21 protein-coding genes and 1 pseudogene are annotated in these 26,118 nt (G+C 60.2%); 15 read left to right on the top strand and 7 right to left on the bottom strand.

Translation table 11 applies throughout. The features are described from left to right. Positions 1-56: 56 nt before the first annotated feature. Complete coding sequence (locus PPL01S_RS00645; RefSeq protein ID WP_050483643.1) at positions 57-1,046, bottom strand: aminoacyl--tRNA ligase-related protein; 990 nt, start codon at positions 1,044-1,046, stop codon at positions 57-59. Positions 1,047-1,310: 264 nt separating this feature from the next. Further along, the gene (locus PPL01S_RS00650) at positions 1,311-1,754 is read right to left on the bottom strand and encodes a DUF6957 family protein (RefSeq protein ID WP_016393313.1); all 444 of its coding nucleotides are present in this window, start codon (positions 1,752-1,754) and stop codon (positions 1,311-1,313) included. Between the two features lie 306 nt (positions 1,755-2,060). On the opposite strand from PPL01S_RS00650, the gene PPL01S_RS00660 reads away from it, so the two are divergent. The 3 genes from PPL01S_RS00660 (at position 2,061) to PPL01S_RS00670 (ending at position 7,280) form a co-directional block, all read left to right on the top strand. Next, a complete protein-coding gene (locus PPL01S_RS00660; protein WP_081833286.1) occupies positions 2,061-2,582 on the top strand; it encodes a transcriptional regulator in 522 nt (173 codons plus the stop codon). Between the two features lie 566 nt (positions 2,583-3,148). After that, positions 3,149-3,862: a hypothetical protein gene (locus PPL01S_RS00665; protein WP_028625059.1), complete on the top strand. Its 714-nt coding sequence runs from the start codon at positions 3,149-3,151 to the stop codon at positions 3,860-3,862. Positions 3,863-4,049: 187 nt separating this feature from the next. Beyond that, positions 4,050-7,280: a hypothetical protein gene (locus PPL01S_RS00670; RefSeq protein ID WP_028625060.1), complete on the top strand. Its 3,231-nt coding sequence runs from the start codon at positions 4,050-4,052 to the stop codon at positions 7,278-7,280. Between the two features lie 92 nt (positions 7,281-7,372). On the opposite strand, the gene PPL01S_RS00675 is transcribed toward PPL01S_RS00670, so the two are convergent. Then, positions 7,373-8,431 carry a hypothetical protein gene (locus PPL01S_RS00675; RefSeq protein WP_028625061.1) on the bottom strand — a complete coding sequence of 353 codons (1,059 nt, stop codon included), beginning with the start codon at positions 8,429-8,431 and terminating at the stop codon, positions 7,373-7,375. Between the two features lie 302 nt (positions 8,432-8,733). Between PPL01S_RS00675 and PPL01S_RS00680 the strand changes: the two are divergent. After that, positions 8,734-9,048: pseudogene (locus PPL01S_RS00680) on the top strand (thymidylate synthase); the annotation flags it as partial. Between the two features lie 45 nt (positions 9,049-9,093). Here the strand turns inward: PPL01S_RS00680 and cadR are convergent. Beyond that, the gene (cadR, locus tag PPL01S_RS00685; RefSeq protein WP_016393319.1) at positions 9,094-9,537 is read right to left on the bottom strand and encodes a cadmium resistance transcriptional regulator CadR; all 444 of its coding nucleotides are present in this window, start codon (positions 9,535-9,537) and stop codon (positions 9,094-9,096) included. Between the two features lie 83 nt (positions 9,538-9,620). Here cadR and PPL01S_RS00690 point away from each other — a divergent pair, with 83 nt between their 5' ends. The 6 genes from PPL01S_RS00690 to PPL01S_RS00715 all read left to right on the top strand — a co-directional run bounded on the left by PPL01S_RS00690 (position 9,621) and on the right by PPL01S_RS00715 (position 17,538). Next, positions 9,621-11,837: a heavy metal translocating P-type ATPase gene (locus PPL01S_RS00690; protein WP_016393320.1), complete on the top strand. Its 2,217-nt coding sequence runs from the start codon at positions 9,621-9,623 to the stop codon at positions 11,835-11,837. 137 nt (positions 11,838-11,974) lie between these two features. Next, positions 11,975-12,844, top strand: a complete 870-nt coding sequence (locus PPL01S_RS00695) for a LysR family transcriptional regulator (protein WP_016393321.1) — start codon at positions 11,975-11,977, stop codon at positions 12,842-12,844. A gap of 173 nt (positions 12,845-13,017) precedes the next feature. Next, a complete protein-coding gene (locus PPL01S_RS00700; protein ID WP_028625062.1) occupies positions 13,018-14,073 on the top strand; it encodes a putative 2-aminoethylphosphonate ABC transporter ATP-binding protein in 1,056 nt (351 codons plus the stop codon). A gap of 1 nt (position 14,074) precedes the next feature. Then, complete coding sequence (locus PPL01S_RS00705; protein ID WP_016393323.1) at positions 14,075-15,799, top strand: putative 2-aminoethylphosphonate ABC transporter permease subunit; 1,725 nt, start codon at positions 14,075-14,077, stop codon at positions 15,797-15,799. 30 nt (positions 15,800-15,829) lie between these two features. Beyond that, a complete protein-coding gene (locus PPL01S_RS00710) occupies positions 15,830-16,855 on the top strand; it encodes a putative 2-aminoethylphosphonate ABC transporter substrate-binding protein (protein ID WP_016393324.1) in 1,026 nt (341 codons plus the stop codon). A 134-nt stretch (positions 16,856-16,989) separates the two neighbouring features. After that, on the top strand, positions 16,990-17,538 hold the full coding sequence (locus PPL01S_RS00715; protein ID WP_016393325.1) for a phosphonate degradation HD-domain oxygenase: 549 nt from the start codon (positions 16,990-16,992) through the stop codon (positions 17,536-17,538). A gap of 107 nt (positions 17,539-17,645) precedes the next feature. Here PPL01S_RS00715 and PPL01S_RS00720 read toward each other — a convergent pair whose 3' ends face one another. Then, positions 17,646-19,010: a GTPase/DUF3482 domain-containing protein gene (locus PPL01S_RS00720; RefSeq protein ID WP_028625063.1), complete on the bottom strand. Its 1,365-nt coding sequence runs from the start codon at positions 19,008-19,010 to the stop codon at positions 17,646-17,648. Continuing rightward, on the bottom strand, positions 19,003-20,394 hold the full coding sequence (locus PPL01S_RS00725; RefSeq protein ID WP_028625064.1) for a DUF2868 domain-containing protein: 1,392 nt from the start codon (positions 20,392-20,394) through the stop codon (positions 19,003-19,005). The genes PPL01S_RS00720 and PPL01S_RS00725 overlap by 8 nt, the downstream gene beginning before the upstream one ends. Before the next feature lie 54 nt (positions 20,395-20,448). Here PPL01S_RS00725 and PPL01S_RS00730 point away from each other — a divergent pair, with 54 nt between their 5' ends. After that, positions 20,449-20,964 (top strand): dihydrofolate reductase, encoded by a 516-nt coding sequence (locus PPL01S_RS00730; protein ID WP_016393328.1) that lies wholly within the window; start codon positions 20,449-20,451, stop codon positions 20,962-20,964. 36 nt (positions 20,965-21,000) lie between these two features. Here the strand turns inward: PPL01S_RS00730 and PPL01S_RS00735 are convergent, their stop codons facing one another. Then, positions 21,001-22,392 carry an L-cystine transporter gene (locus PPL01S_RS00735; protein WP_016393329.1) on the bottom strand — a complete coding sequence of 464 codons (1,392 nt, stop codon included), beginning with the start codon at positions 22,390-22,392 and terminating at the stop codon, positions 21,001-21,003. 241 nt (positions 22,393-22,633) lie between these two features. On the opposite strand from PPL01S_RS00735, the gene PPL01S_RS00740 reads away from it, so the two are divergent. The 4 genes from PPL01S_RS00740 to darG all read left to right on the top strand — a co-directional run bounded on the left by PPL01S_RS00740 (position 22,634) and on the right by darG (position 26,082). Next, on the top strand, positions 22,634-23,689 hold the full coding sequence (locus tag PPL01S_RS00740) for an HAD family hydrolase (RefSeq protein WP_028625065.1): 1,056 nt from the start codon (positions 22,634-22,636) through the stop codon (positions 23,687-23,689). An 88-nt stretch (positions 23,690-23,777) separates the two neighbouring features. After that, on the top strand, positions 23,778-24,356 hold the full coding sequence (locus PPL01S_RS24410; RefSeq protein WP_016393331.1) for a DarT ssDNA thymidine ADP-ribosyltransferase family protein: 579 nt from the start codon (positions 23,778-23,780) through the stop codon (positions 24,354-24,356). Beyond that, positions 24,353-24,994 carry a type II toxin-antitoxin system toxin DNA ADP-ribosyl transferase DarT gene (gene darT, locus PPL01S_RS00750; RefSeq protein ID WP_028625067.1) on the top strand — a complete coding sequence of 214 codons (642 nt, stop codon included), beginning with the start codon at positions 24,353-24,355 and terminating at the stop codon, positions 24,992-24,994. The genes PPL01S_RS24410 and darT overlap by 4 nt, the downstream gene beginning before the upstream one ends. Beyond that, complete coding sequence (gene darG, locus PPL01S_RS00755) at positions 24,994-26,082, top strand: type II toxin-antitoxin system antitoxin DNA ADP-ribosyl glycohydrolase DarG (RefSeq protein ID WP_016393333.1); 1,089 nt, start codon at positions 24,994-24,996, stop codon at positions 26,080-26,082. The genes darT and darG overlap by 1 nt, the downstream gene beginning before the upstream one ends. The last annotated feature ends 36 nt before the right edge of the window (positions 26,083-26,118 follow it).

A 26,118-nucleotide genomic window follows, 5' to 3' on the forward strand; every position in this document is an offset into this window, starting at 1 on the left:
TTCAGCCCGACTACGACGTCGTGAGTCGTATCGATCGGGGCTCCGGAAGGAGTTGATCATGGCGTCTCCAGGCGGTGGGCGATCAGGCAGCCCTCAGCAATTGAAACTCCGCTCATGTAAGACCGGAGTACCTCTGGGACGCGAATCGAACCGTCAGCCTGCTGATAATTTTCAAGTACCGCAAACAACAAAAGATTCACGGCGAGGTTGTAGCTCACTGCATATGCCAGGGTTACCTGGCAATGGTTGGGGCCTACCAGTCGTGCTTGGATGCGCCGAGACTGGAAGTCGCTTGCCATGCAGGAGCTAATCGTGCGGTAACTGCCCCGACTAGGTATCCAAACCTCCAAGACATAGGAATATACCGCGTCGATACCCAGATCATTCACCCGTCGTGCCATGACGCGGTACGGAATTCCGAGCAACCTCATCACGTACTCGACATGCGATATCACAGCCTCATGGACAGTCCCCAACTCGGATGGAGTAACTACCTGTATCAAGCCAACTTCGTCGTACTGCCGCTGCCTGACGGTCACAAAAGTATCAGCGCCCGCGCCACCCGCTTCGCTACGGAAGCATGGCGTAAGCATGACCATCTTGATCGGTAGCTGGTCTCCATCAAGAGCCAGGCAGGCCACCATGTTGATCAGCGACAGTTCGGCAGAGGGCGTCAGGTAGAGATCGGCCCCGTTTTGATGGCTGGTCTTGAAGAGATCATCTTCAAAGTCCGATAACTGGCCGGTGCTATCCAGCATCTCGGCCTTTAACAGGCACGGAGCATAGTGCTCCTCGTAGCCATGCTCTTCCGTTTGCACATTGAGGACGAACTGCCCCAAGGCGCGACTCATGCGAGCGATCGGCCCGCGCAAATTAACAAAGCGTGGGCCAGATAACTTGGCGGCGGCAAGGAAACTCAACCCTCCACATTCCTCGCCAAGAACGGCGTGGCTTTTGATCTCAAAGTCAAACTGCCGGGGGCTGCCCCAACGGCGCACTTCGACCTGGCCACCCTGCTCAGTGTTAGGGCTTCTTGGGCCATTCACCGTCTTGCTCCTGCTTCAGTTGCTCAAACCACCCGCATTAAGGGTTGCTGGTCACGATGTGCCGATTGAAATCCTGCGCACCGTCATGCCACCAAACCGGCCCAGATTCGCCAAGACTTACTTTGTCTTCGTCGAAACACCCATTCCTCTACGAGGCTGTAGGGTTTATCAGTAAAGTGTTCGGCTAGCAGTGCCCGAGCTTCGGCGCAATTGTTCAAACCAGATCGGTCTTGACCCGACCGGCACAAAATGCTGTGCAGGATGTTATCCATACGCATAGGCCTCAGTCGTGATTTGCACAAGCGCGACCAACGCAGGCTTAGCGGCATAGCGACGCGCCCCCCGACCGGCCAGCACATACATCTTTGGCCCAGCCTCGAAAAAACAACCGTAAAGGTCTTCTCCATAACTGGTCACCAACGGCGCCCGGCATGGTTGGGATGGTTGGCTGTCATAGGTAACCTCATGTGCGAGCAACACAATGGGATGTTGCCCCGCAGCGACCACCTCTTGCAGCTCGTTGTCGGGGAGCATGATGTCCAAAATCATCCAGTTCCTCACGATACAAAACGCGCGGTCAGCGAACTCCGTTTTAGCGATTTGGATCAGACTCGCGTCATCCAACCCTGAGCCGCACAATGGCTGTGCCTGCCCGTACAGCAGCTCCGAGACCAAGTGGTCGTCTCGCTGCATTTCAACCGTTTGCAATAGCCCACCCTCGTTGCCCTGCGCCTGCGATCAACCCGACTGGCACTAAATCAGTTCCACCCATACTCATGGGGCGTTTCGTTGCGTCTGCTTGCGATCTCAGCAGACGTATTTCGCACGTATGTCGGCTCACTTGCGTGTGGATGTCACCAGCGAGACTCGCCACGTCGTAGCCGCACGGATTTAGCAGCTGCATCGCGTGGAATTCAATGTGGCGATCGGACATCACGACCAGTCTCATGCCGCCGATTTGCCTATAAATTGATTCGCCCATTTCGCACTATCAATGAATGGTATACGCCCACGATGCGAGGCGTCAAAGCGTGGCTTTATCCTTTCTTTTCTCAATCTGGCGAAGAGATGGATTATCAGCAAACCTTGGGGCAGCTTTTGAAGGAACTGCGCGTAAGCGGCGGCCTTACTCGTGAGGCGTGTTCCGAGGTTTTGAGTCGAGACCACCTGGCCAGGGTTGAACAGGGCAAGCAGGGCATTACGACAGGAAAGCTTCAAGCACTTTGCGAGCTGCTCGGGGTTAGCCCAAGCATGGTGTTTTATGCCCTGGAAGCGAGGCTGGCCGGTATAACGTTGCAAAGCCGGAAGCATGAGTGGGGCGAGCAGTTGGAAGAGCTCATACACACAGGTCGGTTGAGCTCAGAAGTGCAGAGCAATGCTTCCCGGGGTGTTCGAGGGATGCGCGCCGGAGAAACCTGCGAGGCAGTGCGCAAGCTCCAAGCGGACGGGATGGCGAAGATGCAGATCGTGCGTGAGCTGGGAGTGGCACGCAGTACGGTGGACAGATATTGGCTGAAGGTATCAGTAGAGCCTTAAGTGGAAGGCGGGCCGCCCCCTGGTCTGTTGACGAGGAGCGCCCCGTCTTTTCCCGTAACCAATTTCCTGCTCTCGTTGGTTGAACGAGTTGGAGTATCCGCCCGAGCGTGCGCTGAGTATCGTCCTCGATGCTATCGGCTGGTACGCTCGGCCTTGCGGCAGTTGTGCTGCCATTCACACCCCTGCGCCTGCAAACTATTAGTCACAAGAGGTTTTTATTGTTGATGGGGTGGTTGCTCAAGTTGAGGCTTCTCTGTGGGAAGCTTGACGCTAAATGGGCCCCTGTCTTCCTGCGTCGCTCTTAGACGCAGATTCCGCCTGATTGCACTCCTATCACTAACTCCAGGTTCATACTCAGATGCTGGTGATCCCGTAGCCACACATCTTTTTCGCGAACGTTGCGCTGTTCATAGATCCTCTACTGTGCATTGGCTTTGGAGCCACTGGCCCCTTCAAAGGGGAGGCTTCGCGTCGCCCTGCAGCCATGTTGTATGATGCCATGCTGCTATCAGTCCGGCGTTGGACGAGGGAGTAGCCAGGCCCATTTCACAAGGATAGTTTTGGTCATGACATGCATTAACTTGCCCAGTAATCAGCAAGCTGCAATCAGCGACGTTGATGAGGCGACGCTTCGGGCCGCAGTGCGCAAGTGCCTGGATGAAGAGCGTATAGGGCCGATTCATGGCCTTGGGCTCAGTGACTGTGGCTCATACGTGGGTACCAAGCTTCACGCGTTCCAACAAGCGGTCGCTGAGTACAGCAAGGCTAAGGCCCATGCCAAGCGCGAACGGACTCGGCAAGATGCGCTGCGCGCTGGCAGTGACCTCGTTCACGCGGTGCAGCAAATGAAGGGCCGGCTCGAAACTGAGCGTCAAGAGGGGGAGCTATTCTTCATCGATGATCAGATCAGGCCGACCTTCCATCTCAGCAAGCGACTATCAGTGCAAGTGTCATTCCGCTGGCGAGCGTCGCCGTCTGCGGACTGGAAGCACGGTCACCTGACGTTCGTCTACGATTTCTCCCCTCAACCCAGCTACACCCTGCCGCAGCCCAAGCGCAAACCCAGCGCTGCTCAGGCAGCGAGGGATCTCGAAGGCAGCCTGTACCGAGAATGGGAGCGCTTGAAGGCTCAGGCGCTGTTCTCTATGAGAGAGTTCTTCCGCGAGGGCGGCGATGGGGATGCTGTGCCTGAGGTGTTCGCAGTAAGGCCTAGTCCCTACGGCGGGGGCTTGAATAATTTCAGCTGCAATTTTTGGCAGCCCGAGAGGCCGGCATTATAAATTGGGCAAGCCATCAGCTTCGGTGCCGGTGGCTGGTGTAAACGATCATCCGGTCACCAAGTCTGCGCGGGCGTCCCGCAGCACCGTGAACCGCACACCATAAAGATGACGTCGAGGCCTGCGTTGACCTAGGGCTAGAGCGTTGAGCGTAGCCGGGCGATGCCATTGGTCATTTCAGGAGTGGATGATGGACAAGGAACAATCGGCTACCAAGATCAATGGGCCTAAGCCGCAAGACTTTCTGCGAGCTAGACGTCCGGAGCAGTTTTCGGACTCGGTAAAGCTACAGGAGTCGACTATCGATCGCTCCATGCTGGAGTACCACTTCGAGACCCTGAACAACCGAAGCCAAGAGCTTGAGTTCGAGATATTCGTACGCAAGCTTTGTGAGCGAGAAATCTGTCCCAACCTGGTTGCCCAGACCGGCCCGACTGCGGGTGGAGACGGTAAAACCGATACCGAAACGTACCCTGTAGCCAGCCAAATCGCCTTTTTCTGGGGATTAAACGAGGCTCCGGAGTCTGAGCGATGGGCATTCGGTGTTAGCACCCAGAAAGACTGGAAGACAAAATGTACGAAGGATGTCGAGAGCATCATGTCCACCGGGCGTGGGTACTCACGCATCTTCTGTGTCTCCAGTCGATTCATCAAGAACAGCCTGAGGGCGCAGCTTCAGGATGACCTTTCGGAAAAGCATGGCGTCAAGGTCACAATCCTCGATCGAACCTGGCTGCTTGATAAAACACTGCAGCCCAAGAATCAGCAGCTTGCCATCGATTACCTAGGTCTTACAGGCAGCATTGAGAGCAAAATTCAGATCGGCCCATTCGACGCTGACAAGCAGATCCAGCTAGCAGACATCGAGCGCCAGATCGAACAGATTGAAGATCCAGGCCGTTTAACGCTCTCCCAGGTCGATCTCTACACCAAGCGTGCCATCATCTACAAAGAGCTGGAGCGGGATGCCGTCGCTGTTGAGCACCAGTTCAATCTCGCTGTGCGGACAGCGAAAAAGTTTGGCACTCAGAGGCAGCATTTCGATTCCCTTTATCAGCTGACTTGGGCCGCGTATTGGTGGCTGGAAAATGTCGAGCTCTTCGAGGACACCTTTGAGAAAGCACTTGCCGTGGCTCAAGAGACCGACAACGTTGAGGTCTGGGAAAAAGTCGCAACGTTGTTTAATCTGGTTGTCACCACTCATCGAGACGGCAAGTGCACCCTCAATGTGGCATCCATAGAAGCCACCATTCGTGAGAAGTTGAACTCGATAGCCGACGACGCGGATATGATTAGCGGCGCATTGCAAGCTAAGACGTCATTGGCGCTCCTGGATCTGTTGGCTGCTAAAAGCGAGGAACAGGTCAACAATACCTTCAGGTCTTTGGGCACCATCGCTGATAGCGCTCATAAGCTGATTGGGTACCCCATGGCTCGGCTCGTCAACTTACTGGAAGCTCTCGATGTGGCCTTCGGAGATCTCAAAGCTTACGAAGACCTGATGGATAAGCTCATTGATGATGCTGGTGCACGGGAGAACAGTCGGATAAAGGCGGATAAGTACCTGAGGCGAGGAGCACTGAGTAGCGACAAAAAGGATTACTACAGGGCAATCAAGTGCTTCGGGTTGTCTCTGTATGGGTTGTATAGCAGTGAAAGCAAGACGGAAATGTTCGCTGCCCTTTATATGTTGTCCCATGCGTACGAGAAGCAGGGCCTGCTCTGGGCTGCGCGAGGTGCTGCGCTGATGGCGGCTTACCTTGTTACCACAGATGCACTAAAGGAGCAGCGGAGCAGTGCTCGGCAAGCGGCTATTTACCAGCAACTCATGTGGATTGAAGGTCAGCTGGGTCGCTTGGGTCAGTCATTAACTTGGTACCACCTGGCTCAACTGATCTCTCAAACACTGGATGAAGATCTGTGGACAGAAAATCAGAAAATGAGTTATGAGGCTCTCATTGGTAAGTTATTTCTTAATGCCAATTTCTCAGATATTGAAAGACTAGCCTGGCTGCCGGACAAACTAAATCAGTTAGATTTATGGCTCAGTGCCGATGCGCTAATGATTTGCTTAGGCCATGAAGATAAAGCAGGGCCCGAAGGTGAGCCTATTGACCTTCAATTTATAAATATGTGGCGCAGCATTGATATGGGCGCTCCGGTGGCCCCACTCGACCTTTATCTAGACCGCTGGACGAACATAAGCTCCTACATTCTGGGTTGTAAGGTGTCCGTGTCCTTCCCCGTGAAGTCCCCTTGCATGGAGCTAGCGCAGCAATTGCTGGCTGTGCTGGAAAGCTTCTGCGCGCCGATGATGGCAGACCATCTAGCGTCTACATTGCCTGCCGTAAATATTAATATCTCGTTGGAATATGAGGACGACTTCATACTGCAGCACAGTTTCGATACTGCTGCACAGGTAACTTCTGCTGAAATCCTCTGCTCGCCGTTCAGTATCGCCAATTTAACTGACGAGCAACGAGATGCAATTAAGAATTTCTACAGTGAATTCTGCCTCCGTTTTGTCACCATCATCTGCCCTCAGATTGGCTGGTCGAGATTGGAAGAGATGCTTCGAGATGATAAAGCCTTGGAGCGAGCCGTTGTCTTCAACTGTAATATTGGATTGGACAGCTATTTCATGGGGCGTGATGCTGTACCTGGAATTGCATCTCATCAGGACGCGTCCCTAGAGTTGCACAAGCCAACTCGTAGCGTGACTTGGTATGAGCATCACAACATTGAGCCAGTGGAGTCGCGACCTGAAACCGATGTTTCCGAGGAGCGACCAAAACATCCGTTCCAATTCTCAACTCTTAAACATAGAGAGTTGAAGATTTCATCTCTCATTCAGGTCAGCCTGTGGGATCAAGCCGGTTGGAGGGGCGTAGGTTTTCAAGGAGGTGGAGGGCGGATGCCTGCTATCGTATTCCTCTTTGAAAATCCGGTAGTTGGGGAAAGGATTTTTTCAAACATTGCTAAGACTGTTGGCGATAAAGATCCTAACAATACGCTACGTATCGCGCTGATACGCGGTATTGACAAGCATAACCCGGCGCACTATCGAGTCGTGGTTACAAGTAACCTTGACCGGGAAGATGACTCATCGAGTATTCATTCGGCCTTGTCCAGAATTCTTACGGTCACGCCGGACTCCTCTGAGAATCTTGATAGGTTCCTGAGCGATTATAAAAACTACAAAAGGTGCTATGTCGTCACGGTGGATGCAAAGGGGAGACCTACACATCATTTATCAACTTCAGGGCTTGTGGTTATAAACGCTTGGGAAATTGATGATAACCACCTAGAGATTTCAGCGCTTCAACCTGATGACGATGTGTTGATCCCAGCGGGGGTCGATAATCCTCCGATCAACCGTGCTTTGGCGAGGATTCGTTCATCGGAAGGTCGGAAGGCATAGACACCCGAGGGTGGTTACCCCAGGCGTGCATGCGTGGCACCTGGGGAACGTGTGTCTTCTTGACCAACGACGTATTGAGCTGCAGTCGGATTTCATTCGTAGTGCAGCTCACCGAACAACCCAATCATGAGATCCCCTTCGAGCACCTCAAAAGGTAGTGTGACGTATTGATCTCGATGGCGAGGTAGCGCCTTTCCATCGTGTGGTGCGTTCTTAGTGTGACCTTGAACCTTCTCGCCGCTCTCCTTGATATAGGGGAGCACGACGATCCGGCCATGGTTCTTAGAAAGGATCGTTCCCTCGTGCCACAAGGTCTTCCCTTCATCGCTGCTCGACTCGCTCCCAGTGTTTTTTAAGACCCACTGAGGCACCCCATCGTCCTCATACCAGAACACGAAGCCACCGCAGACCAATACCCTCTGGCCACGCATCCTGGCCTCGGCGAGCATCTGCTTGACGCTCGCTAACTGCAGCAGCTGATTGGCTCGCGGAAGTAGCCGTGCGCGTATCTCTGCTTTGGTTCTCCCCCAGTGGTCTGCTCCCGAAAGACCATACCCTTTGGCTGTCACTTCGCGCAGACAGATTTGCGAGCGCTTGGGAGTCAGGGCGCCTATGTGTTCCCATGTCCGGTCATCGATACGGCCAAGGCACGCATTGAATCGCGGCAGGGCCACCACATCCACATAGGGTGCGCGTTCAAGCTCCTCGTGAAGCGGTTGGCGCAAGCTCTCCATCGTATTGTGCAGTTCTAACTCCTGCATGGAGGGACGGGGTAGATGGGCATTTCGCCTGATCGCCTCGCGCTCCATGAGCTCCTCTTCTCCCTGGATACGGCGCGCCGCCTTCAGTGCTTTCTCGACTTTCAGGGTGGTCGAGCTCTGAAGCACAGGATCCGATACCGCCTGAACGACCAGTTCACTGGTGCGGCTGTTGAATTCGTCCGCAGCTTCCATGGCCTCCTCGTAGGAGGTGAAAACAGCCACCCTCGCATGACCACTGCCGTTATCGTAAAAGTAGCGCTTCCAGGACAACTGGGAGTCGGGGAAGAGCTTGAGTGCCCGCAGCTGCCACGACCATCCGATGCGGAATTGCCGGAACGGAAGGACGGCCAAGGTGGGCATTGAGTGGTATGGCATTTGATCTAGGCGCATCGATACTCCCTGTTGCTTGCGTCTGAGCGCCTGCGGAAGCGCTGGAGCTGATCCTGGAGAGATAGATTCCCCCGACCTCATGGATAGCACATTGCCAGGATGAATCAAATTTTTGGCTACAGGCACCGTATTTCGGGGTCTTCAGGAGAGGATGAGCTTTGGACAAAGCTTAAAAACTGGTGGTTTATCCAGTATCAGGGGTTGCGCAGGTAATGTGCAAAAGATATAATGCACATACACCAAGTTGCTTGGAAGGCATTACAAGTCAGCGTAATGTGCAGTAATGTGGGGGGAGGAGCTTCCTGGGCACGCCGTTCAACCTCACCGAAGGCGCGGCGCTGCTGTCGCTGTTCGGCCGCCTCACCGGCTACACCCCGCGCTGGTTCACCTACTTCATCGGCGATGCCCATGTGTATGAAAACCACCTGGACATGCTCAATGAGCAGCTCAAGCGCGAGCCACTGGAGGCGCCGAAGCTGGTCATCAGTGATCGCGTGCCTGAGTTCGCCAAGACCGGCAAGTACGAGCCGGAGTGGCTGGAGAAGATCGAGCCGAGCGATTTCAGCCTGGAAGGGTACGAGCACCATGCACCGATGACGGCGCCGATGGCGGTCTGATTTCATTGGCCTCATCGCCGGCTTGCCGGCGATGAGGCCACTGGATCAATGCCCGTGACTACGCCCCACATGCGAATGCTCGGTATCCGGCACCGATACCGCGCCATTCACCTCGAGCTGCTGCAAGATCGCGCAATCTCCCCCTTGCGCATTGCAACGCTGACGCAGCTCCACCAGCTGCGCCTGCAGCGCCACCAAGCCATCGATCCGCGCCTGCACATGCTCGATATGCTCGTCGATCAACGCATTGACGCTGCCGCACGACCCATCGGGACTGTCGCGCAGACGTAGCAGGCTGCGGATTTCATCCAGGGTCATGTCCAGCGTGCGGCAGTTGCGGATGAAGGTCAGCCGTTCGACGTGGGCCTGGGTGTAGAGCCGATAGTTGCCCTCGGTACGTGCCGGCTCCGGCAGCAGGTGCTCACGTTCGTAATAGCGGATCGTCTCCACGGCGCAGTCGGTGGCCTTGGCCAGTTCTCCGATCTTCATGACGATTTCTCCAACAGGTGGCTTGACCCTATAGTGGCTACAGGGTGTTCACTTGGCAACAGGCGCACATTAAGGACGACCCCATGAACCAGCCTGTCAGCCACGAACACAAGCACGACCATGACCACGCGCACAGCTGCTGCGGCAGCAAAGCCGCGCCAGCCCTGGTGCAACTCACCGAGAAGGCCAGTGGCAATGCGCAGCTCAGCCGCTTTCGCATCCAGGCCATGGACTGCCCCACCGAGCAGACCCTGATCCAGGACAAGCTGGGCAAGCTGGCGGGCATCGAGCAGCTGGAATTCAACCTGATCAACCGGGTGCTGGGCGTGCGCCATACCTTTGCCGATACCGCCGAGATCGAGCGGGCCATCGAAAGCCTGGGCATGAAGGCCGAACCGTTGGTTACCGAGGACGCTGGCAGCGCTGCTGCGCCGCAGCCGCACAAGACGCGCTGGTTGCCGTTGGCCTTGTCGGGTACTGCCGCGATCGCCGCCGAAATCGTGCATTTTGCAGCGCTGGCACCCGAATGGTTCGTGGCCGCGCTGGCACTGGCGGCGATCCTGGGTTGCGGCTTGGGTACCTACAAGAAGGGCTGGATTGCCCTGAAGAACCGCAACCTCAACATCAATGCGCTGATGAGCATTGCCGTGACCGGCGCAGTGTTGATCGGCCAGTGGCCGGAAGCGGCCATGGTCATGGTGCTGTTCACCATCGCCGAACTGATCGAAGCCCGTTCCCTGGATCGGGCGCGCAACGCCATCGGCGGTCTGATGCAGCTGACCCCGGACATGGCCACGGTGCAGCAGGCCGACGGCCAATGGCAGGAGGTCGAGGTACGCGACGTGGCTATCGGTGCTCGCGTGCGGGTGCGCCCGGGTGAGCGCATCGGCCTCGATGGCGAAGTGATCAGTGGGCAATCCAGCGTCGATCAGGCGCCGATCACCGGGGAAAGCCTGCCCGTCGAGAAAGCGGTCGGCGACAAACTGTTCGCCGGTACCATCAACCAGGCTGGCGCCCTGGAGTACCAGGTCACGGCCGCGGCCGGTCAATCCACCCTGGCGCGTATCATCAAGGCGGTCGAGGAGGCCCAGGGCGCACGTGCGCCGACCCAGCGCTTCGTCGATACCTTCTCGCGTATCTACACCCCCGTGGTGTTCGTCCTGGCCCTGGCCGTGGCGCTCATCCCGCCGTTGTTCATGGCCGGCGCCTGGTTCGACTGGGTCTACCGGGCCCTGGTGCTGCTGGTGGTGGCCTGCCCATGTGCACTGGTGATCTCGACCCCCGTGACCATCGTCAGCGGCCTGGCTGCGGCGGCGCGCAAGGGGATCCTGATCAAGGGCGGGGTCTACCTCGAAGGGGGCCGCAAGATCGACTACCTGGCCCTGGACAAGACCGGCACCATCACCCACGGCAAACCCGTGCAAACCGACGCCAAGGTGCTCGATCCGCTGTTCGAGGGCCGTGCCCAGGCCTTGGCGGCAAGCCTGGCCGCACGCTCCGATCACCCGGTGTCCGGCGCCATTGCCCAGTTCGCCAAGGCGCAGAACCTGCCGCTGAGCGAGGTGAGCGGATTCGCGGCCCTGGCCGGCCGTGGCGTGCGCGGTGACGTCGACGGCGAAAGCTACCATCTGGGCAACCACCGTCTGGTCGAAGAGCTGGGGCTGTGCTCGCCTGAGCTCGAAGCGCAACTCGATGAACTGGAGCGCCAAGGCAAGACCGTGGTGCTGCTGCTCGACCGTTCCGGCCCGCTGGCGCTGTTCGCCGTGGCCGACACGGTCAAGGACAGCAGCCGCCAGGCCATCGCCGAATTGCATGCACTGGGCATCAAGACCGTCATGCTTACCGGCGACAATCCACACACTGCCCAGGCCATCGCCGCCCAGGTGGGCATCGACCGCGCCGAAGGCAACCTGCTGCCTGCCGACAAGCTGGCCACCATCGAGCAGCTGTATGCCCAAGGCCACCGGGTCGGCATGGTCGGCGACGGGATCAACGATGCTCCCGCCCTGGCCCGCGCCGAAATCGGCTTCGCCATGGCCGCTGCCGGTACCGACACGGCGATCGAGACTGCCGATGTGGCGTTGATGGATGACGACTTGCGCAAAATCCCGGCGTTCGTCAGGCTGTCGCGCCAAAGTGCGGCGATCCTGACGCAGAACATCGTTCTGGCGCTGGGCATCAAGGCGATATTCCTGGCGATCACCTTCGCCGGCATGGCCACCCTGTGGATGGCCGTATTCGCCGACATGGGCGTGAGCCTGCTGGTGGTATTCAACGGTCTGCGCCTGCTGCGCAAGTAGCAGCTGCGAGCATCAAGCTACAAGCTACAAGCTACAAGCTACAAGCTGATTGAGGTGGAAGTGAGATTGATGACGCTACACAGAGATGCTTTTGCTTGCGGCTTGCGGCTTACAGCTAGTGGCTGCGGAGCCAGGCAATGCTGAGCGCCGAGCTCAAAGCCTTCTACATGGTGGCCCGCCTGGGCAGCATCACCCTGGCGGCCAAGAAGCTCGGGCTCAGCCAGCCGACGGTGACCACGCAGATTCGCAACCTGGAGAGCCAGTACGCGGTGGAGCTGTTCTACCGTGGCGGCCGGCGCCTGGTGCTGAGCGAAGAGGGCGTACGCCTGCTGCCGATGGTCAAGGCGCTGCTGCAGCAGGAGGCCGACATCGAGTTCGAATTGCGCAACAGCAGCCATGCCCAGGGCAGCCTGCGCATTGCCGCCACCGCGCCGTACTACATCCTCGATCTGGTGAAGATCTTCCGCGAGCGTCTGCCGCAGGTGGAAGTGGCGGTGGAAATCGGCAACTCCCAGCAGGTGCTGGAGATGCTCGAGGACTACCGCGTCGATATCGCCGCCTCGTCGCAGTTGCTCGAAGATGCCCGCCTGGTGCGGCGGGTGCTGGGCACCGACCCGCTGGTGGTGGCGGTGCACCGCAATCACCCGTTGGCGCACCGCCAGGTGGTGTCCATCGACGTGGTGGCCGGGCATTGCCTGCTGATGCGGGAGAAGGGCTCGACCACCCGCAAGTTGACCGAGCAGATGCTGCAGGAGGCCGGGGTGAAGGCCGGGGCCTTGCTGGAGATCGGCAGCCGCGAGTCGATCCGCGAGGCGGTGCTGCGCAATATCGGCATCAGCGTGATTGCCCGCCATGAGGTGCCGCACAATCCCGAATTGCGGGTGCTGATGCTGGAGAATGCGCCGGTGATGCATGAGTACCTGTATTGCCTCAAAGAGCGGCGTCAGGCGCGCTTGCCGGCGGCTTTCCTTGGAGTGGCGCAGGAAGTGGTGGGTTCGCAGTTCTGACGGTGCTCTAGTGGCTGTACCGGCCCTATCGCCGGCAAGCCGGCTCCCACAGAAGGGCCCGCAAAGCCACTACAAAATCTGCCTATACCACTATCGACCGCTTTTGCCCTACAGCCACAGAACCTTCGCACAGCCTTCCTAGCATGGCCCCATCTCTTCGATGAGGCCTCGCCATGAACCATGCCACCCCGGGCGCACAGATGAAAGTGCGCGGTATCCACAAGCGCTTCGGCGCCTTCACCGCACTGAACGACGTCTCCCTGGACATCGCCGCCGGCGAGCTGGTCTGCCTGCTCGGCCCTTCCGGCTGTGGCAAGACCACCCTGCTGCGCTGCATCGCCGGCCTCGAGCGCCAGGACCGCGGCACGCTGTACATCGGCGAGCGCGATATCTCCCAGCTGCCGCCCCAGGCCCGTGACTACGGCATCCTGTTCCAGTCCTATGCGCTGTTCCCCAACCTCACGGTCGAAGCCAACATCGCCTACGGCCTGACCGGCAGCCGCGAGGAGAGCCGCCAGCGCGTGGCCGAGATGCTCGAACTGGTGGGCCTGGCCGGCAGCGAAAAGAAATACCCCGGCCAGCTCTCCGGCGGCCAGCAGCAACGGGTGGCCCTGGCTCGCGCACTGGCCCCGGCGCCGTCGCTGTTGCTGCTGGATGAACCGATGTCGGCGCTGGATGCCCGGGTGCGCGAGCACCTGTGCACCGAGCTGCGCCAACTGCAGCGCCAACTGGGCATCACCACGCTGATGGTCACCCACAACCAGGATGAAGCCATGCTCATGGCCGACCGCATCGCTGTGATGAACAACGGTCAGGTCGAGCAGTACGCCACCCCTCAGGAGATCTACGACCAGCCAGCCACGCCGTTCGTCGCCGAGTTCGTCGGCCAGGGCAACTGGCTGCCGTTCCAGCGCAACGGTGACAGCCATGCCCAGGTCGGCGCCATGAACATGCGCCTGGCCGCTGGCGCGCGACGGGCCAGCAGCGGCCGGTTGTTCTGCCGCCCGGAAGCGATCATGGTCAATCCGGTGGTGCACGAAGAAAACCTGTTCCCGGCGAAAGTGCGCGAAATCACCTTCCTCGGCAACCGCTGCCGCATGAGCTTCGAACTCAAGGCCTTGCCAGGCCATGCCCTGCTCGCCGAGCTGGCGCCGGAAGCCATGCCGCGCCTGGGTTCGCAGGACATCTGGGTGGCGCTGCCGCCTCAGAGCCTGCAGGTGTTCGCCTGAGATGGCCGCGCCAATGTCCCTGCCGCTCACCCAGGCCAAGCGCGCCCCCGGCAATGATGTCGCCCTGGGTGATCGCCTGTTCGTCGTCGGTGGCAAGAGCCTGCTGCTGATCCTTCTGCTGTTGGCCGTACTGATGCCGTTGCTGGCGATCTTCTGGCGCGGCTTCAGCGGTGATGCCGGCCAGGGAGGTGGCCTGCTTGCGGCGCAGGAACTGTTCGCCAGCGACAACTTCCACTGGCTGCTCGGCAACAGCCTGTCGGTGGCTTTCACAGTGGCCGCCATCGTGGTCCCGCTGGCGTACCTGTTCGCCTACGCCCTGCAACGCACGCTGATCCCGGCCAAGGGCCTGTGGCGGGGCATTTCGCTGCTGCCACTGCTGGCGCCGTCGATGCTGCCGGCCATTGCCCTGGTCTATCTGTTCGGCAACCAGGGCCTGCTGCGCGGGCTGCTCAACGACAACATCTATGGCTTCTGGGGCATCGTCCTGGGTGAGGCCATCTACACCTTTCCGCATGCGCTGATGATCCTGCTTTCGGCGTTGTCGCTGGCCGATGCCAGGCTGTTCGACGCGGCTTCGAGCATGGGTGCCGGGCCCTGGCGGGCGTTTCGCAGCATCACCTGGCCGGCCACCCGCCAGGCGGTGTTCGCGGCCTTTTGCCTGGTGTTCACCCTGACCATCACTGATTTTGGCGTGCCGGTCGTGGTCGGTGGCGATTACCAGGTGCTGGCGCTGGAGGCGTACAAGGCGGTGGTGGGGCAGCAGCAGTTCGGCCGTGGAGCCTTGATCGGCATGGTGCTGCTGGTGCCGGCGTTGCTGAGCTTTGCGGTCGATGCCTGGTTGCGCCGCCGCCAGGGCGATGCCATGAGCGGCCGTGCCCAGGTGTTCGAGCCCAAGCCCTCGCGTGGCCGAGATGCCTGCTACCTGGCCATCGTGCTGCTGGTGAGCACTGTGCTGGTGGGGGTGATCGGCATGGCGGTGTATTCGTCGCTGGTGACCTTCTGGCCCTACAACATGACCTTGTCGTTCAAGCACTACATGTTCGAGGACACGGCGGGCGGCGGCTGGCTGGCCTATCAGAACAGCGTGACCATGGCGGTCGCCACCGCGCTGATCGGCAGCCTGGTGATCTTCACCGGTGCCTACCTGATGGAAAAAACCCAAGGCCAGCGCCTGCTCAACCAGGCATTGCGCCTGCTCAGCTTCATTCCCATGGCGGTGCCGGGGCTGGTGCTTGGCCTGGGCTATGTCTTCTTCTTCAACCTCAGCGGCAACCCGCTGCATGTGTTCTACGGCAGCATGGCGCTGCTGGTGGTGTGCACCATCGCCCATTACCTGACCACCGCGCAGATGACCGCGACCACCGCGCTGCGCCAGCTCGACGGCGAATTCGAGGCGGCCGCGCTGTCGCTCAAGGCGCCGCTGTACAAGCACTTCGTGCGCGTCACCGTGCCAATCTGCCTGCCGGCGCTGCTGGACATCATCCGCTACCTGTTCGTCTCGGCGATGACCACCGTCTCGGCGGCCATCTTCCTGTACAGCCCTGACACCATCCTTGCCGCTGTCGCCGTGCTGAACATGGACGATGCCGGCAACGTCGGTGGCGCTGCTGCCATGTCGACCCTGATCCTGCTGACCAGCGCCGCCGCGTCCGTGGTGCTGGCCGCAGCTTCCCGCGGCCTGCTGCGCCGCTCCCAGGCCTGGCGCCAACGCGCTGCCGGCCATTGACCGACTGCCCACACTGATAGGAACCGCATCATGTTCAAGCCACTCGCACTTGCCGCTGCCGTATCCGCCGTTTTCAGCCTGCAGGCCTCGGCCGCCGGCACCCAGCTCACGGTCTACACCGCCCTGGAGGCCGAGCAGCTGAAGAGTTACAAGCAGGCGTTCGAAAAGGCCAACCCCGATATCGAGATCAAGTGGGTGCGTGACTCCACCGGCATCATCACCGCCAAGCTGCTGGCCGAGAAAGACCGCCCGCAGGCCGATGCGGTCTGGGGCCTGGCCGCCTCCAGCCTGGCCATCCTTGACCAGAACGGCATGCTCGAAGCCTATGCACCGAAGGACCTGGGCAAGATCTCCGCCAACTACCGCGATGCCGCCAATCCGCCGGCCTGGGTCGGCATGGACGTGTGGGCCGCGACCATCTGCTTCAACACCATCGAGGCCGAGAAGCAGGGCCTGAGCAAGCCGATGAGCTGGCAGGACCTGACCAAGCCTGAATACAAGGGCAAGATCGTGATGCCCAACCCGGCATCGTCCGGCACCGGTTTCCTGGATGTGAGCGCGTGGTTGCAGACCTTCGGCGAACCCCAGGGCTGGGCCTACATGGACGCCCTGCACCAGAACATCGGCCAGTACGTTCATTCCGGCTCCAAGCCCTGCAAGCTGGCGGCGGCCGGCGAGTTCCCGATCGGCATTTCGTTCGAGTACCCGGCCGTGCAGCTCAAGCGCCAGGGCGCGCCGCTGGAGATCGTGCTGCCCAAGGAAGGCCTGGGCTGGGAGATCGAGGCCACCGCGGTGATCAAGGGTTCGCCGAAGGCCGATGCGGCCAAGCGCCTGGCCGACTTCTCGGCCAGCCCGGCGGCCATGGAGCTGTACAAGGAGAACTTCGCCGTACTCGCAGCGCCCGGCATCGCCAAGCCGCAGACGGAATTGCCGGCTGACTATGAGCGGCGCCTGATCAAGAACGACTTTGCCTGGGCTTCGAAAAACCGTGACGAGATTCTGACCGAGTGGCGCAAGCGCTATGACGGCAAGTCGGAGAAAGTGGCGCAGCAGTAAGCGCTGCGAGGCCTTCGGCCTCGATCGCCGGCAAGCCGGCTGCCACAGGAACAGCGTTGGCCTACGCTATCCCTGTGGCAGCCGGCTTACCGGCGATAGGGACACCTTGAATTTCACCTGAGGAAATCCAATCGATGCTCACCCCCGACCAGGTCATCGACAACACCTTCGCCCTCTATGAACGCCACGGCAGCGACGACTACATCGGCGAAGCCATCACCCAGCTCGAACACATGTCCCAGGCCGCGCAACTGGCCATGGCCGAAGGCTTCGACGACGAAGTGGTACTGGCCGCGTTCTTCCACGATATCGGCCACCTGTGTGGCGGCGAGGGGGACATGGGCGGCTATGGCGTGGTCAGCCATGAACGCATCGGTGCCCAATACCTGCGTCGCTGTGGGTTCAGTGAGCGCATGGCGCTGCTGGTGCAGTATCACGTGGAGGCCAAGCGTTACCTGACGTTGCGCCAGCCTGGGTATTACGCACGGCTGAGCGAGGCCAGCCGGCGGACCCTGGAGTATCAGGGCGGGGTGATGACGGAGGCCGAGGCGGATGCGTTCGAACAGGGGCCGCTGTTCAGGGTGAGTTTGCGGATGCGCGAGTGGGATGAGCAGGCCAAGGAGGTGGGCGTGCCGGTGATCGATCTGGCGGTGCTGAAGGGCAAGGCGTTGGCGTTGCTCTGAGTTGTCGGGTGTCTGTGCTGGCCTCATCGCGGCTAAAGCCGCTCCTACAGGGTTGCGCAGATCCTGTAGGAGCGGCTTTAGCCGCGATGAGGCCAGCACAGCCAAGCTCAAATCTGCAGAACCAGCGCCTCCAATTGCTCCTGCCGCTCCGCCTGATTCACCCGCGCCCCAGGGTTGAGCGTCGACCACTGCGGGTGCGCCCGGGCCTTGCTCAAGGCCTCGGGCAGCTTGCCCTCGCGCCAGGCCTTCTCATCCAGCGGCCCCAGGCGAATCCTGTCCTGCGCCGCATGCCCACGATTATCCAGCGCCACCATCAACTGCTGCTGACGCAAGGCGAGCAGGCGCAGCACGTTGTCGTCCACGGTCAGCTCGCGCTGGCCCTTGAGCTTGCCCATCAACCGCGAGCCGTAATTGCGCGCGGTCTGCAGCGCACCACCGGCAATGGCGCCAGCCAGGGCGGCGGCGCCGAGGGTCAGGCCACCGACCAGCAGGTCGACTCCCGCGCCTGCCGCCGCCCCGGCCGCCACGCCGCTGCCCAGGCGCACGCCCAGCAGCTTCAAGGTCTCGGGGTTGAACAGGTCATCGCCCCAGCGCCCGTCGAGCAGCGGCAGGTCACCGGCATTGGCATCCTCGCGACGGAACGCATAAAGCTTGAGCAACGCCTCGACGCAGCGCTGTTCGCGCTGGCGGACATCCCGGCGCAGCGCCTCGATGGCCTGGGCTTCGGCGGCCGGCTCGGCGGCGACGCTGCGTCGGCAGGCGGCGCAGTCGAGCAGCAGCTCGGCGATCAGGCGCTTGCCGCCCTGCTGGCGGGCCAGGCGCTGCGCCTGCTGGTCGTCGATCAGGCGTTGCAAGGCCGGACGGGCCTCTTCCAGCAACAGGGCAAGGCTTTCGTACAGCCGGCGTTCACCATCTTCAGGGGGCGCCACGCTGTCGAAGCGCACCAGCGCATGCAGGCCGAGGCGGGCCAGCGCTTCGCGCCATTGCGGCTCGCGGTGCTGGCTGCTGGCGACGAAGTTGAGCACCGGCAGCAGCGGCTTGCCGCAACTGGCCAGCACTTCCAGTTCGTCACGGTACTTGGCCAGCACCGGCTCGCGTGCGTCGATCACATAAAGCCCGGCATTGCTCGCCAGCAACTGGCGCAGCACCTTGGCCTCTTGCTCGAAACGCTGGCGCGCTTCGCTGCCTTGCAGAAAGCGTTCGAGGCGGGCCGGACCGTCCAGGCGCTCGCCCGGTCGTTCCAGGCGCTCCAGGTAGTCGAGCAGGGCAATGGCGTCTTCCAGGCCGGGCGTGTCGTAGAGCTCCAGCAGCGGCTCGCCGTCCACCGACAGGCGGGCGCCCTCCACGTGGCGGGTGGTGCTGGGCCGATGGGACACCTCGCCGAAGCCCACGTCGCGGGTGAGGGTGCGCAGCAGCGAGGTCTTGCCGACGTTGGTGTGGCCGACCACGGCCAGTTTCAGCGGCTCAGTCATGGCCATGCTCCAACCAGGTCAGCGGCGAGGTGTCGGCGTGGGGCAGGCCGAGGCGATCCAGGGCTTCGTGCCAGTCGCCCAGGCGTTCGGCATCCAGGGCCTGGCCCGGTGCAGCCTGGAGCAGCCAGATGCGGGTGGCGCCAGCATTGCGAGCGAGCTCCGCGAGCAGTGCCAGGCTGCCGCGGTCGGGCGAGCGGCGCGGGTCGCAGGCAATCGCCAGGCGCGCGGGGGGGAAGCGGCTGAGCTGTTCGAGCAGCGTGTTGCGCGACTCGCGACTGTCGAGCACACCGGCGTCGGTCACCGTCTTGGGCAAGGCGGGTGGCCAGGGATGCGCTTCGTCCAGTTCGAGGCCGACCAGCACGGCAGCGCTGCTGCTGGTGTCCGCCTGGCCGGCCTGGAACTGCGGCAAGGCCTCGGGTGCGGCGTCCTGCACGCCAATGCGTTCGCTACGCGGCATGAGGGTTTCGCGCAGTTGCGCATAGCCCGGCAGGCTCAGGTCCAGGGCCAGGCGCCGACGGCCCTGGTGCCAGCGCCATAGGCACAAGCCGAACAGCAGCAGGCGCGGCAGCAAGCCATAGACCAGGACCACGCCCAGCAGCCAGCTGGCCCAGGCCTGGCGGGCCAGGTCCAGCGCTGGCAGGGTGTCGCCGCTGGCGCGGATCATGGTTTCGTCCGGCACCGCGAAGCCCAGTAGTGAGGGCAGGGCGCCGAGTGCATGGGTCAGCTGGATGAAAGGCTCGGCGGCGAGCAAGGTGGTTTCCCAGACGAAGCCATAGCGCCGGGTGGCGAGCAAGGCCAGCAACAGCACCAGCGCACTGAGCATCGCCAGCAGCCACAGGCCATGCACCAGCACACCGAGCAGCCAGCGGTTCAAGCGTTGACGCTGCAGCAGTACCAGCAGCGCTGGCGCCAGGTGCACGGCCTTGGCGTCGCGGGCAAAGCGCTCGCTCAGCCATAACCACAGGCGCCCCAGGCTGGCGCCACTTTCGCCGCTCAGTGCCAGCCCGGCCGCCCATCCCAGCAGCATCAACACGTTCAATCCGAGCAGGCTGCCCAGGGCCCAGAACACGTTGACCGGTCGCAGCCCGTCGCCGAGGGCGGCGAAGGCCAGGCCGGCGCCGCTGAGCACGGCCATCAGCAGCAACGCCAGCAGCGCCAGGCGTGCGCCCTGTTTCCAGTGGCGCAGGGCGCTGGCCATGCCGTCACGTTCGGCGAGAAACAGCGCCCGAGCCTCGATGCGCGCCGACAGGTCGCCACCGCGCTGGCGGGCATGGCGGTTGGCTTCCTGGTCCTCCAGGGGGCCGGCGTGTTCCTCGCGCAGGCGCACCGCTTCGGTGAGCCAGCGTTTGTCCAGGGGAGTCGGTGCAGTCACAAGGTCTTCCATTGCACGGTTCAGGGCAGAAGCATAACCCACACGCCGGGTGCTATCCTCGCGGGCATGAATACATCACTCCCCCTCAGCCTGATCGCGGCCCATGCCGAGAACCGCGTGATCGGCATCGACAACTCCATGCCCTGGCACCTGCCGGGGGATTTCAAGTACTTCAAGGCCACCACCCTGGGCAAGCCGATCATCATGGGTCGCAAGACCTGGGATTCCCTGGGGCGGCCGCTGCCGGGGCGCTTGAACATCGTGGTCAGCCGTCAGCCGGGGCTGCAACTGGCCGGTGCCGAGGTGTTCGCTTCCCTGGAGGCGGCGCTGGTGCGTGCCGAGCAGTGGGCGCGGGAGCAGGGCGTCGACGAGTTGATGCTGATTGGCGGCGCGCAGCTGTACGCACAGGCGCTGGAGAAGGGGCTGGTCAGCCGCATGTACCTGACGCGCGTGGAGTTGGCGCCGGACGGGGATGCGTGGTTCCCGGAGTTCGACCAGGCCCAGTGGCGGCGGGTATCGACTGAGGCGCAGGTCGAGGGGGATAAGCCTGCGTATCACTTTGAGGTGTGGGAAAAGGTTTGAAAGAGCAGGGGCTGCATGTGCAGCCCCTGTCTATTCTCAGCTATGGCTCAACTCGGCGTGCTCGTCATCGGCCAGCACGCCCTTGTCGGTCTCTTTCAGCAACTGGCTGGTCACCACGCCCGCAGTCATCGAGCCGTTCACGTTCAGCGCCGTGCGACCCATGTCGATCAGCGGCTCGACCGAAATCAGCAGCGCCACCAGCTCCACCGGCAAGCCCATGGCCGGCAGCACGATCAGTGCGGCGAAGGTCGCCCCACCACCCACCCCGGCGACACCGGCCGAACTCAGGGTGACGATCGCCACCAGCGTCGCGATCCACAGCGGGTCGAACGTGTCGATACCTACCGCTGGCGCTACCATCACTGCCAACATCGCCGGGTACAGGCCGGCGCAGCCGTTCTGGCCGATGGTGGCGCCGAACGAGGCACTGAAGCTGGCGATCGATTGCGGCACGCCCAGGCGGCGTGTCTGCGCCTCGATGTTCAGCGGGATGCTGGCCGCGCTGGAGCGGCTGGTAAAGGCGAAGGTCAGCACCGGCCAGACCTTGCGGAAGAAGCGCAGCGGGCTGACGCCGGTGACGGCGAGGATGATGCCGTGCACCACGAACATCAGACCCAGGCCGATGTACGACACCACCACGAAACTGCCCAGCTTGAGGATGTCGTCCAGGTTGGAGCTGGCCACCACCTTGGTCATCAGCGCCAGCACGCCGTAAGGGGTCAGCTTCATCACCAGGCGAACCAGGCGCATCACCCAGGCTTGCAGGGTGTCGATGGCCGACAGCGCGCGGGCGCCTTTCTCGGCGTCGTCCTTGATCAGCTGCAGCGCGGCCAGGCCGACGAACACGGCGAAGATCACCACGCTGATGATCGAGGTCGGCTTGGCCCGGGCCAGGTCGCCCACCGGGTTGCTCGGAACGAACGACAGCAGCAGCTGCGGGATGTTGAGGTCGGCGACCTTGCCAGCGTAATCACTGTGAATGACCTGCAGGCGCGCGCTTTCCTGGACCCCGGCCACCAAGCCATCGGCGCTCAGGCCGAACAGGTTGGTCAGGGCCACGCCGATCAGCGCGGCGATGGCGGTGGTCAGCAGCAGCGTGCCGATGCTCAGCACGCTGATGCGGCCCAGCGAGGAGGCATTGTGCAGGCGGGAAACGGCGCTCAGGATCGAGGCGAAGATCAGCGGCATGACGATCATCTGCAGCAGCCCCACATAGCCGTTGCCGACCAGGTCGAGCCAGGTGATGGTGGCCTTCAGTACCGGATGGCCGGCGCCATAGAGGGTATGCAGCACCAGGCCGAAGACCACGCCCAGCACCAGGCCGAGCAAGACCTTCTTGGCCAGGCTCCAGTCGGTACGGCGAGTTTGCGCCAGGCCCAGCAGCAAGGCCAGGAACGCCAGCAGGTTGAGAGACAACGGCAGGTTCATTGAAGCTCCAGGAAAAAGCAGAAGAGGCATCGCCTCTGTGAGCGATTGCGAACGGAAATGCTAACAGCCTGAAAAGAAACGAATTTATACCCAAAAGTAATTTGCATAGTCGTTAATGGAATAACGAGTTGTCGGAAATAGCAATGAACACGGCGTTTACGGCTTCACAAAGGTCGTTATGGGGGGCGCTGGGTGGGGGTTCCTGAACTAGTTTTTCCAGTTTACTTCAGGAGATTCGTACATGAAGTTCGCTCCGAAAGCCTTGGTGGTGGGCTTGTCCCTGCTGTTCAGTGTCGAAACCTGGGCCACCGAGCTCAAGCATTGGCCCCCCGAGGCGGCCAGGCAGCTCGATGCCATGATCGCCGCCAATGCCAACAAGGGTAACTACGCGGTATTCGACATGGACAACACCAGCTACCGCTACGACCTTGAGGAGTCGCTGCTGCCGTTCATGGAGAACAAGGGACTGCTGACCCGTAACAAGCTCGATCCCTCGCTCAAGCTGATCCCGTTCAAGGACACCGCCGAGCACAAGGAAAGCCTGTTCAGCTATTACTATCGCCTGTGCGAAATCGACGACATGGTCTGCTACCCATGGGTGGCCCAGGTGTTCTCCGGCTTCACCCTCAAGGAGCTGAAGGCCCAGGTCGACGAACTGATGGCATCGGGCAAGCCGGTGCCCAGCACTTATTTCGAGGGTGACCAGGTCAAGCCGATCGAGGTTCAACCGCCCAAGGTCTTCACCGGCCAGGCCGAGCTGTACAACAAGCTGATGGAGAACGGGATCGAGGTCTACGTGATCTCGGCTGCCTCGGAAGAGCTGGTGCGCATGGTCGCCTCGGATCCCAGGTACGGCTACAACGTGAAGCCCGAGCATGTGATTGGCGTCAGCCTGCTGCTCAAGGACCGCGCCAACGGCCAGCTGACCACGGCGCGCAAGCAGATCAGTGCCGGGCAGTACGATGCCAAGGCCAACGAAGGCCTGGAGCTGACGCCCTACCTGTGGACGCCTGCCACCTGGATGGCCGGCAAACAGGCGGCGATCCTCACTTATATCGATGAATGGAAGAAGCCGGTGCTGGTGGGCGGGGACACGCCAACCAGCGATGGCTACATGCAGTTCCATGGCGTGGATGTGGACAAGGGCGGCATCCACTTGTGGATAAACCGCAAGGCCAAGTACATGGACCAGCTCAACGGGATGATCGCCAAGCACGCGGCGGCCCAGGCCAAGGAAGGGTTGCCGGTGACGGCGGACAAGAACTGGGTGATCGTGACGCCGGAGCAGATTCAGTAAGGATTTGTTTTGGCTATATACCTGGCAGACGTGGAATCGCTGACTATCGTTGGTGGCACATGGATATCATTTCTGCCAGAGGTTCCCGGTGGCCATTCGAGATAAGCAATATATCTATCACCTGACAAGCGTCGAAAATGTTCCTTCCATCATTCGTCGTGGTCTGCTTCCTAGAGCCCGGTTGGACGCAGACTTCACCGACATCGCTGATCCTGAGATTATCGAAGGTCGACGAGGTGAGGCTCTGGAACAGTTTGTGCCATTTCACTGGTTTGCGAAAAACCCCTTTGATGGCAGAGTGCATCAGGATCGACCAGGCGAACGGTTCGTGTTGATTGCCGTGGCCAGAGATCATGCTCGTCAGTCCAACTGGCGCGTGATACCGAGGCATCCGTTGGCAGGTGGCGCTCTTGAGTTGCTGGATTATGAAGCAGGGTTTGGAGCGATTGACTGGGATATGATGGAGCGACGAGAGTATCGTGACCCCCTGTGCAAGCATGTCTGTATGGCTGAATGTTTGGCTCCAGGACCAGTACCTGCGGTTGAGTTTGCAAAAATCTATACGCCGTCCCCTGAAATCCAGCAGTCCGTAGCGAGGGAGGCTAGGGGAGCGGGGATGGGCAATCTATGGATCGACTCAAATCCCAATATGTTCCCACCTAGATGATCTACTCCAGTCTCAACCCATCCAAGGCGCTCATCTGGCGAATTGTGCACCGCGATAATCTGCCGTGGCTGCTGGATCATGGGCTGCACGCGGTCTCTTCAGGAAGGATGTCCAGTACCTACGTCGGGATCGGCAATCCAGAGCTGATCAGCAAGCGAGCTCAACGCGATGTGCCTATAGAGCCCAACGGAACCCTTGCAGATTATGTGCCTTTTTACTTCACTCCGTTCTCAGTGATGATGAAGAACATTCATTCGGGGTGGAGTGTGCAGCAGCGGCGGAACGAAGAGATCGTGATTCTTGTCTCCAGCCTGTACCATGCGCAGTCGCTAGGTCTGCGTTTTGTCTTCACGGATGCCCATGCCTACCCGCATTGGACCGGCTACTACAGCGATCTCGCGCAGTTGGACAAAATCGATTGGGAGATTTTGCAGCGCAGGGACTTCAAACGTGATCCTGATGATCCTCGAAAAATGGAGCGTTATCAGGCTGAAGCCCTTATCCATGGACATGTCCCGGTCGCTGGTCTTCTGGGAATTGTCTGCTACAACGAAGCTTTGAAGAGTCGTGTCGTCAAGGAGGTTCAGCAACGTCAACTGAGCCTCCCCGTGCATGCTCGCCCTGGGTGGTACTTCTGATGATTCGCTTCATGCAAGGTAACCTGCTGGAGGCCAAGGCCGACGCGCTGGTTAATACAGTCAACACCGTAGGGGTGATGGGGAAAGGCATTGCGCTGATGTTCAAGGAGCGCTTTACCGAGAACTATCGCCAGTACGCTGCTGCCTGCAAAGCGAAAGAAGTAGTTACTGGGAAGATGTTTGTTACTGAAGTGCGTGAGCTGGATGGGCCGCGCTGGATTGTGAATTTTCCAACCAAGCGGCATTGGCGCTCACCTTCACAAATTGGCTGGATCGTCGATGGGCTCCATGATCTGCGCAGCTTTATTATTGAGAATCAAGTAGTTTCGATTGCTATCCCTCCACTTGGTGCTGGTAATGGAGGGTTGCCTTGGACTGCTGTACGAGAGCAGATTGAAAGCATTCTGAAAGATTTGGATGCGGATATTCTCGTTTATGAGCCTACTGCAAATTATCAAAACGTTTCCAAGCGCAGCGGTGTTGAGAACCTGACGCCTGCTCGTGCGCTGATTGCAGAGCTGATACGCCGCTATTGGGTGTTGGGGATGGAGTGCAGCTTGCTCGAAGTTCAAAAGCTCGCCTGGTTTTTGGAGCGATCAATCGAGAGGTTCACGCCGGGCGTCAACCCATTGGACTTGAAGTTTGTCGCTTACAAATATGGCCCTTATGCCAACCGGTTGGACCACCTTCTAGACAATCTTGATGGCAGTTATTTGCACTGTGGGAAACGGATCAGCGATGCAGGCCCTCTGGACGTAATCTGGTTCGATGAGGGGCGCAAGGCATTTGTACAGGCATATTTGAACAGTGAGGCCAAGGTTCATTTGCCTGCATTGGAGTTCACCGCTGATTTGATCGATGGCTTTGAATCTCCCTTTGGGATGGAGCTGCTTGCCACTGTTGATTGGCTATTGCATGAAGATGGTGTTGAGCCGACAGTCCCTGCTGTTCGAGAGCATTTGAAGAATTGGCCTGGAGGTGCGGGGGCCGCAGCCCGGAAAAGCAAATTGTTCGATGATGATTCTCTTGGGATCGCTCTTGAGAAGTTATCAATGTTTCGTTCGGATCCTGCCGCTTCACTTCATTGAATATCAATGAGCAAAAAAAACCGGCGCACCAGGCGC

The organism is Pseudomonas plecoglossicida NBRC 103162 = DSM 15088 (genome assembly GCF_000730665.1).
Lineage (GTDB): Bacteria > Pseudomonadota > Gammaproteobacteria > Pseudomonadales > Pseudomonadaceae > Aquipseudomonas > Aquipseudomonas plecoglossicida.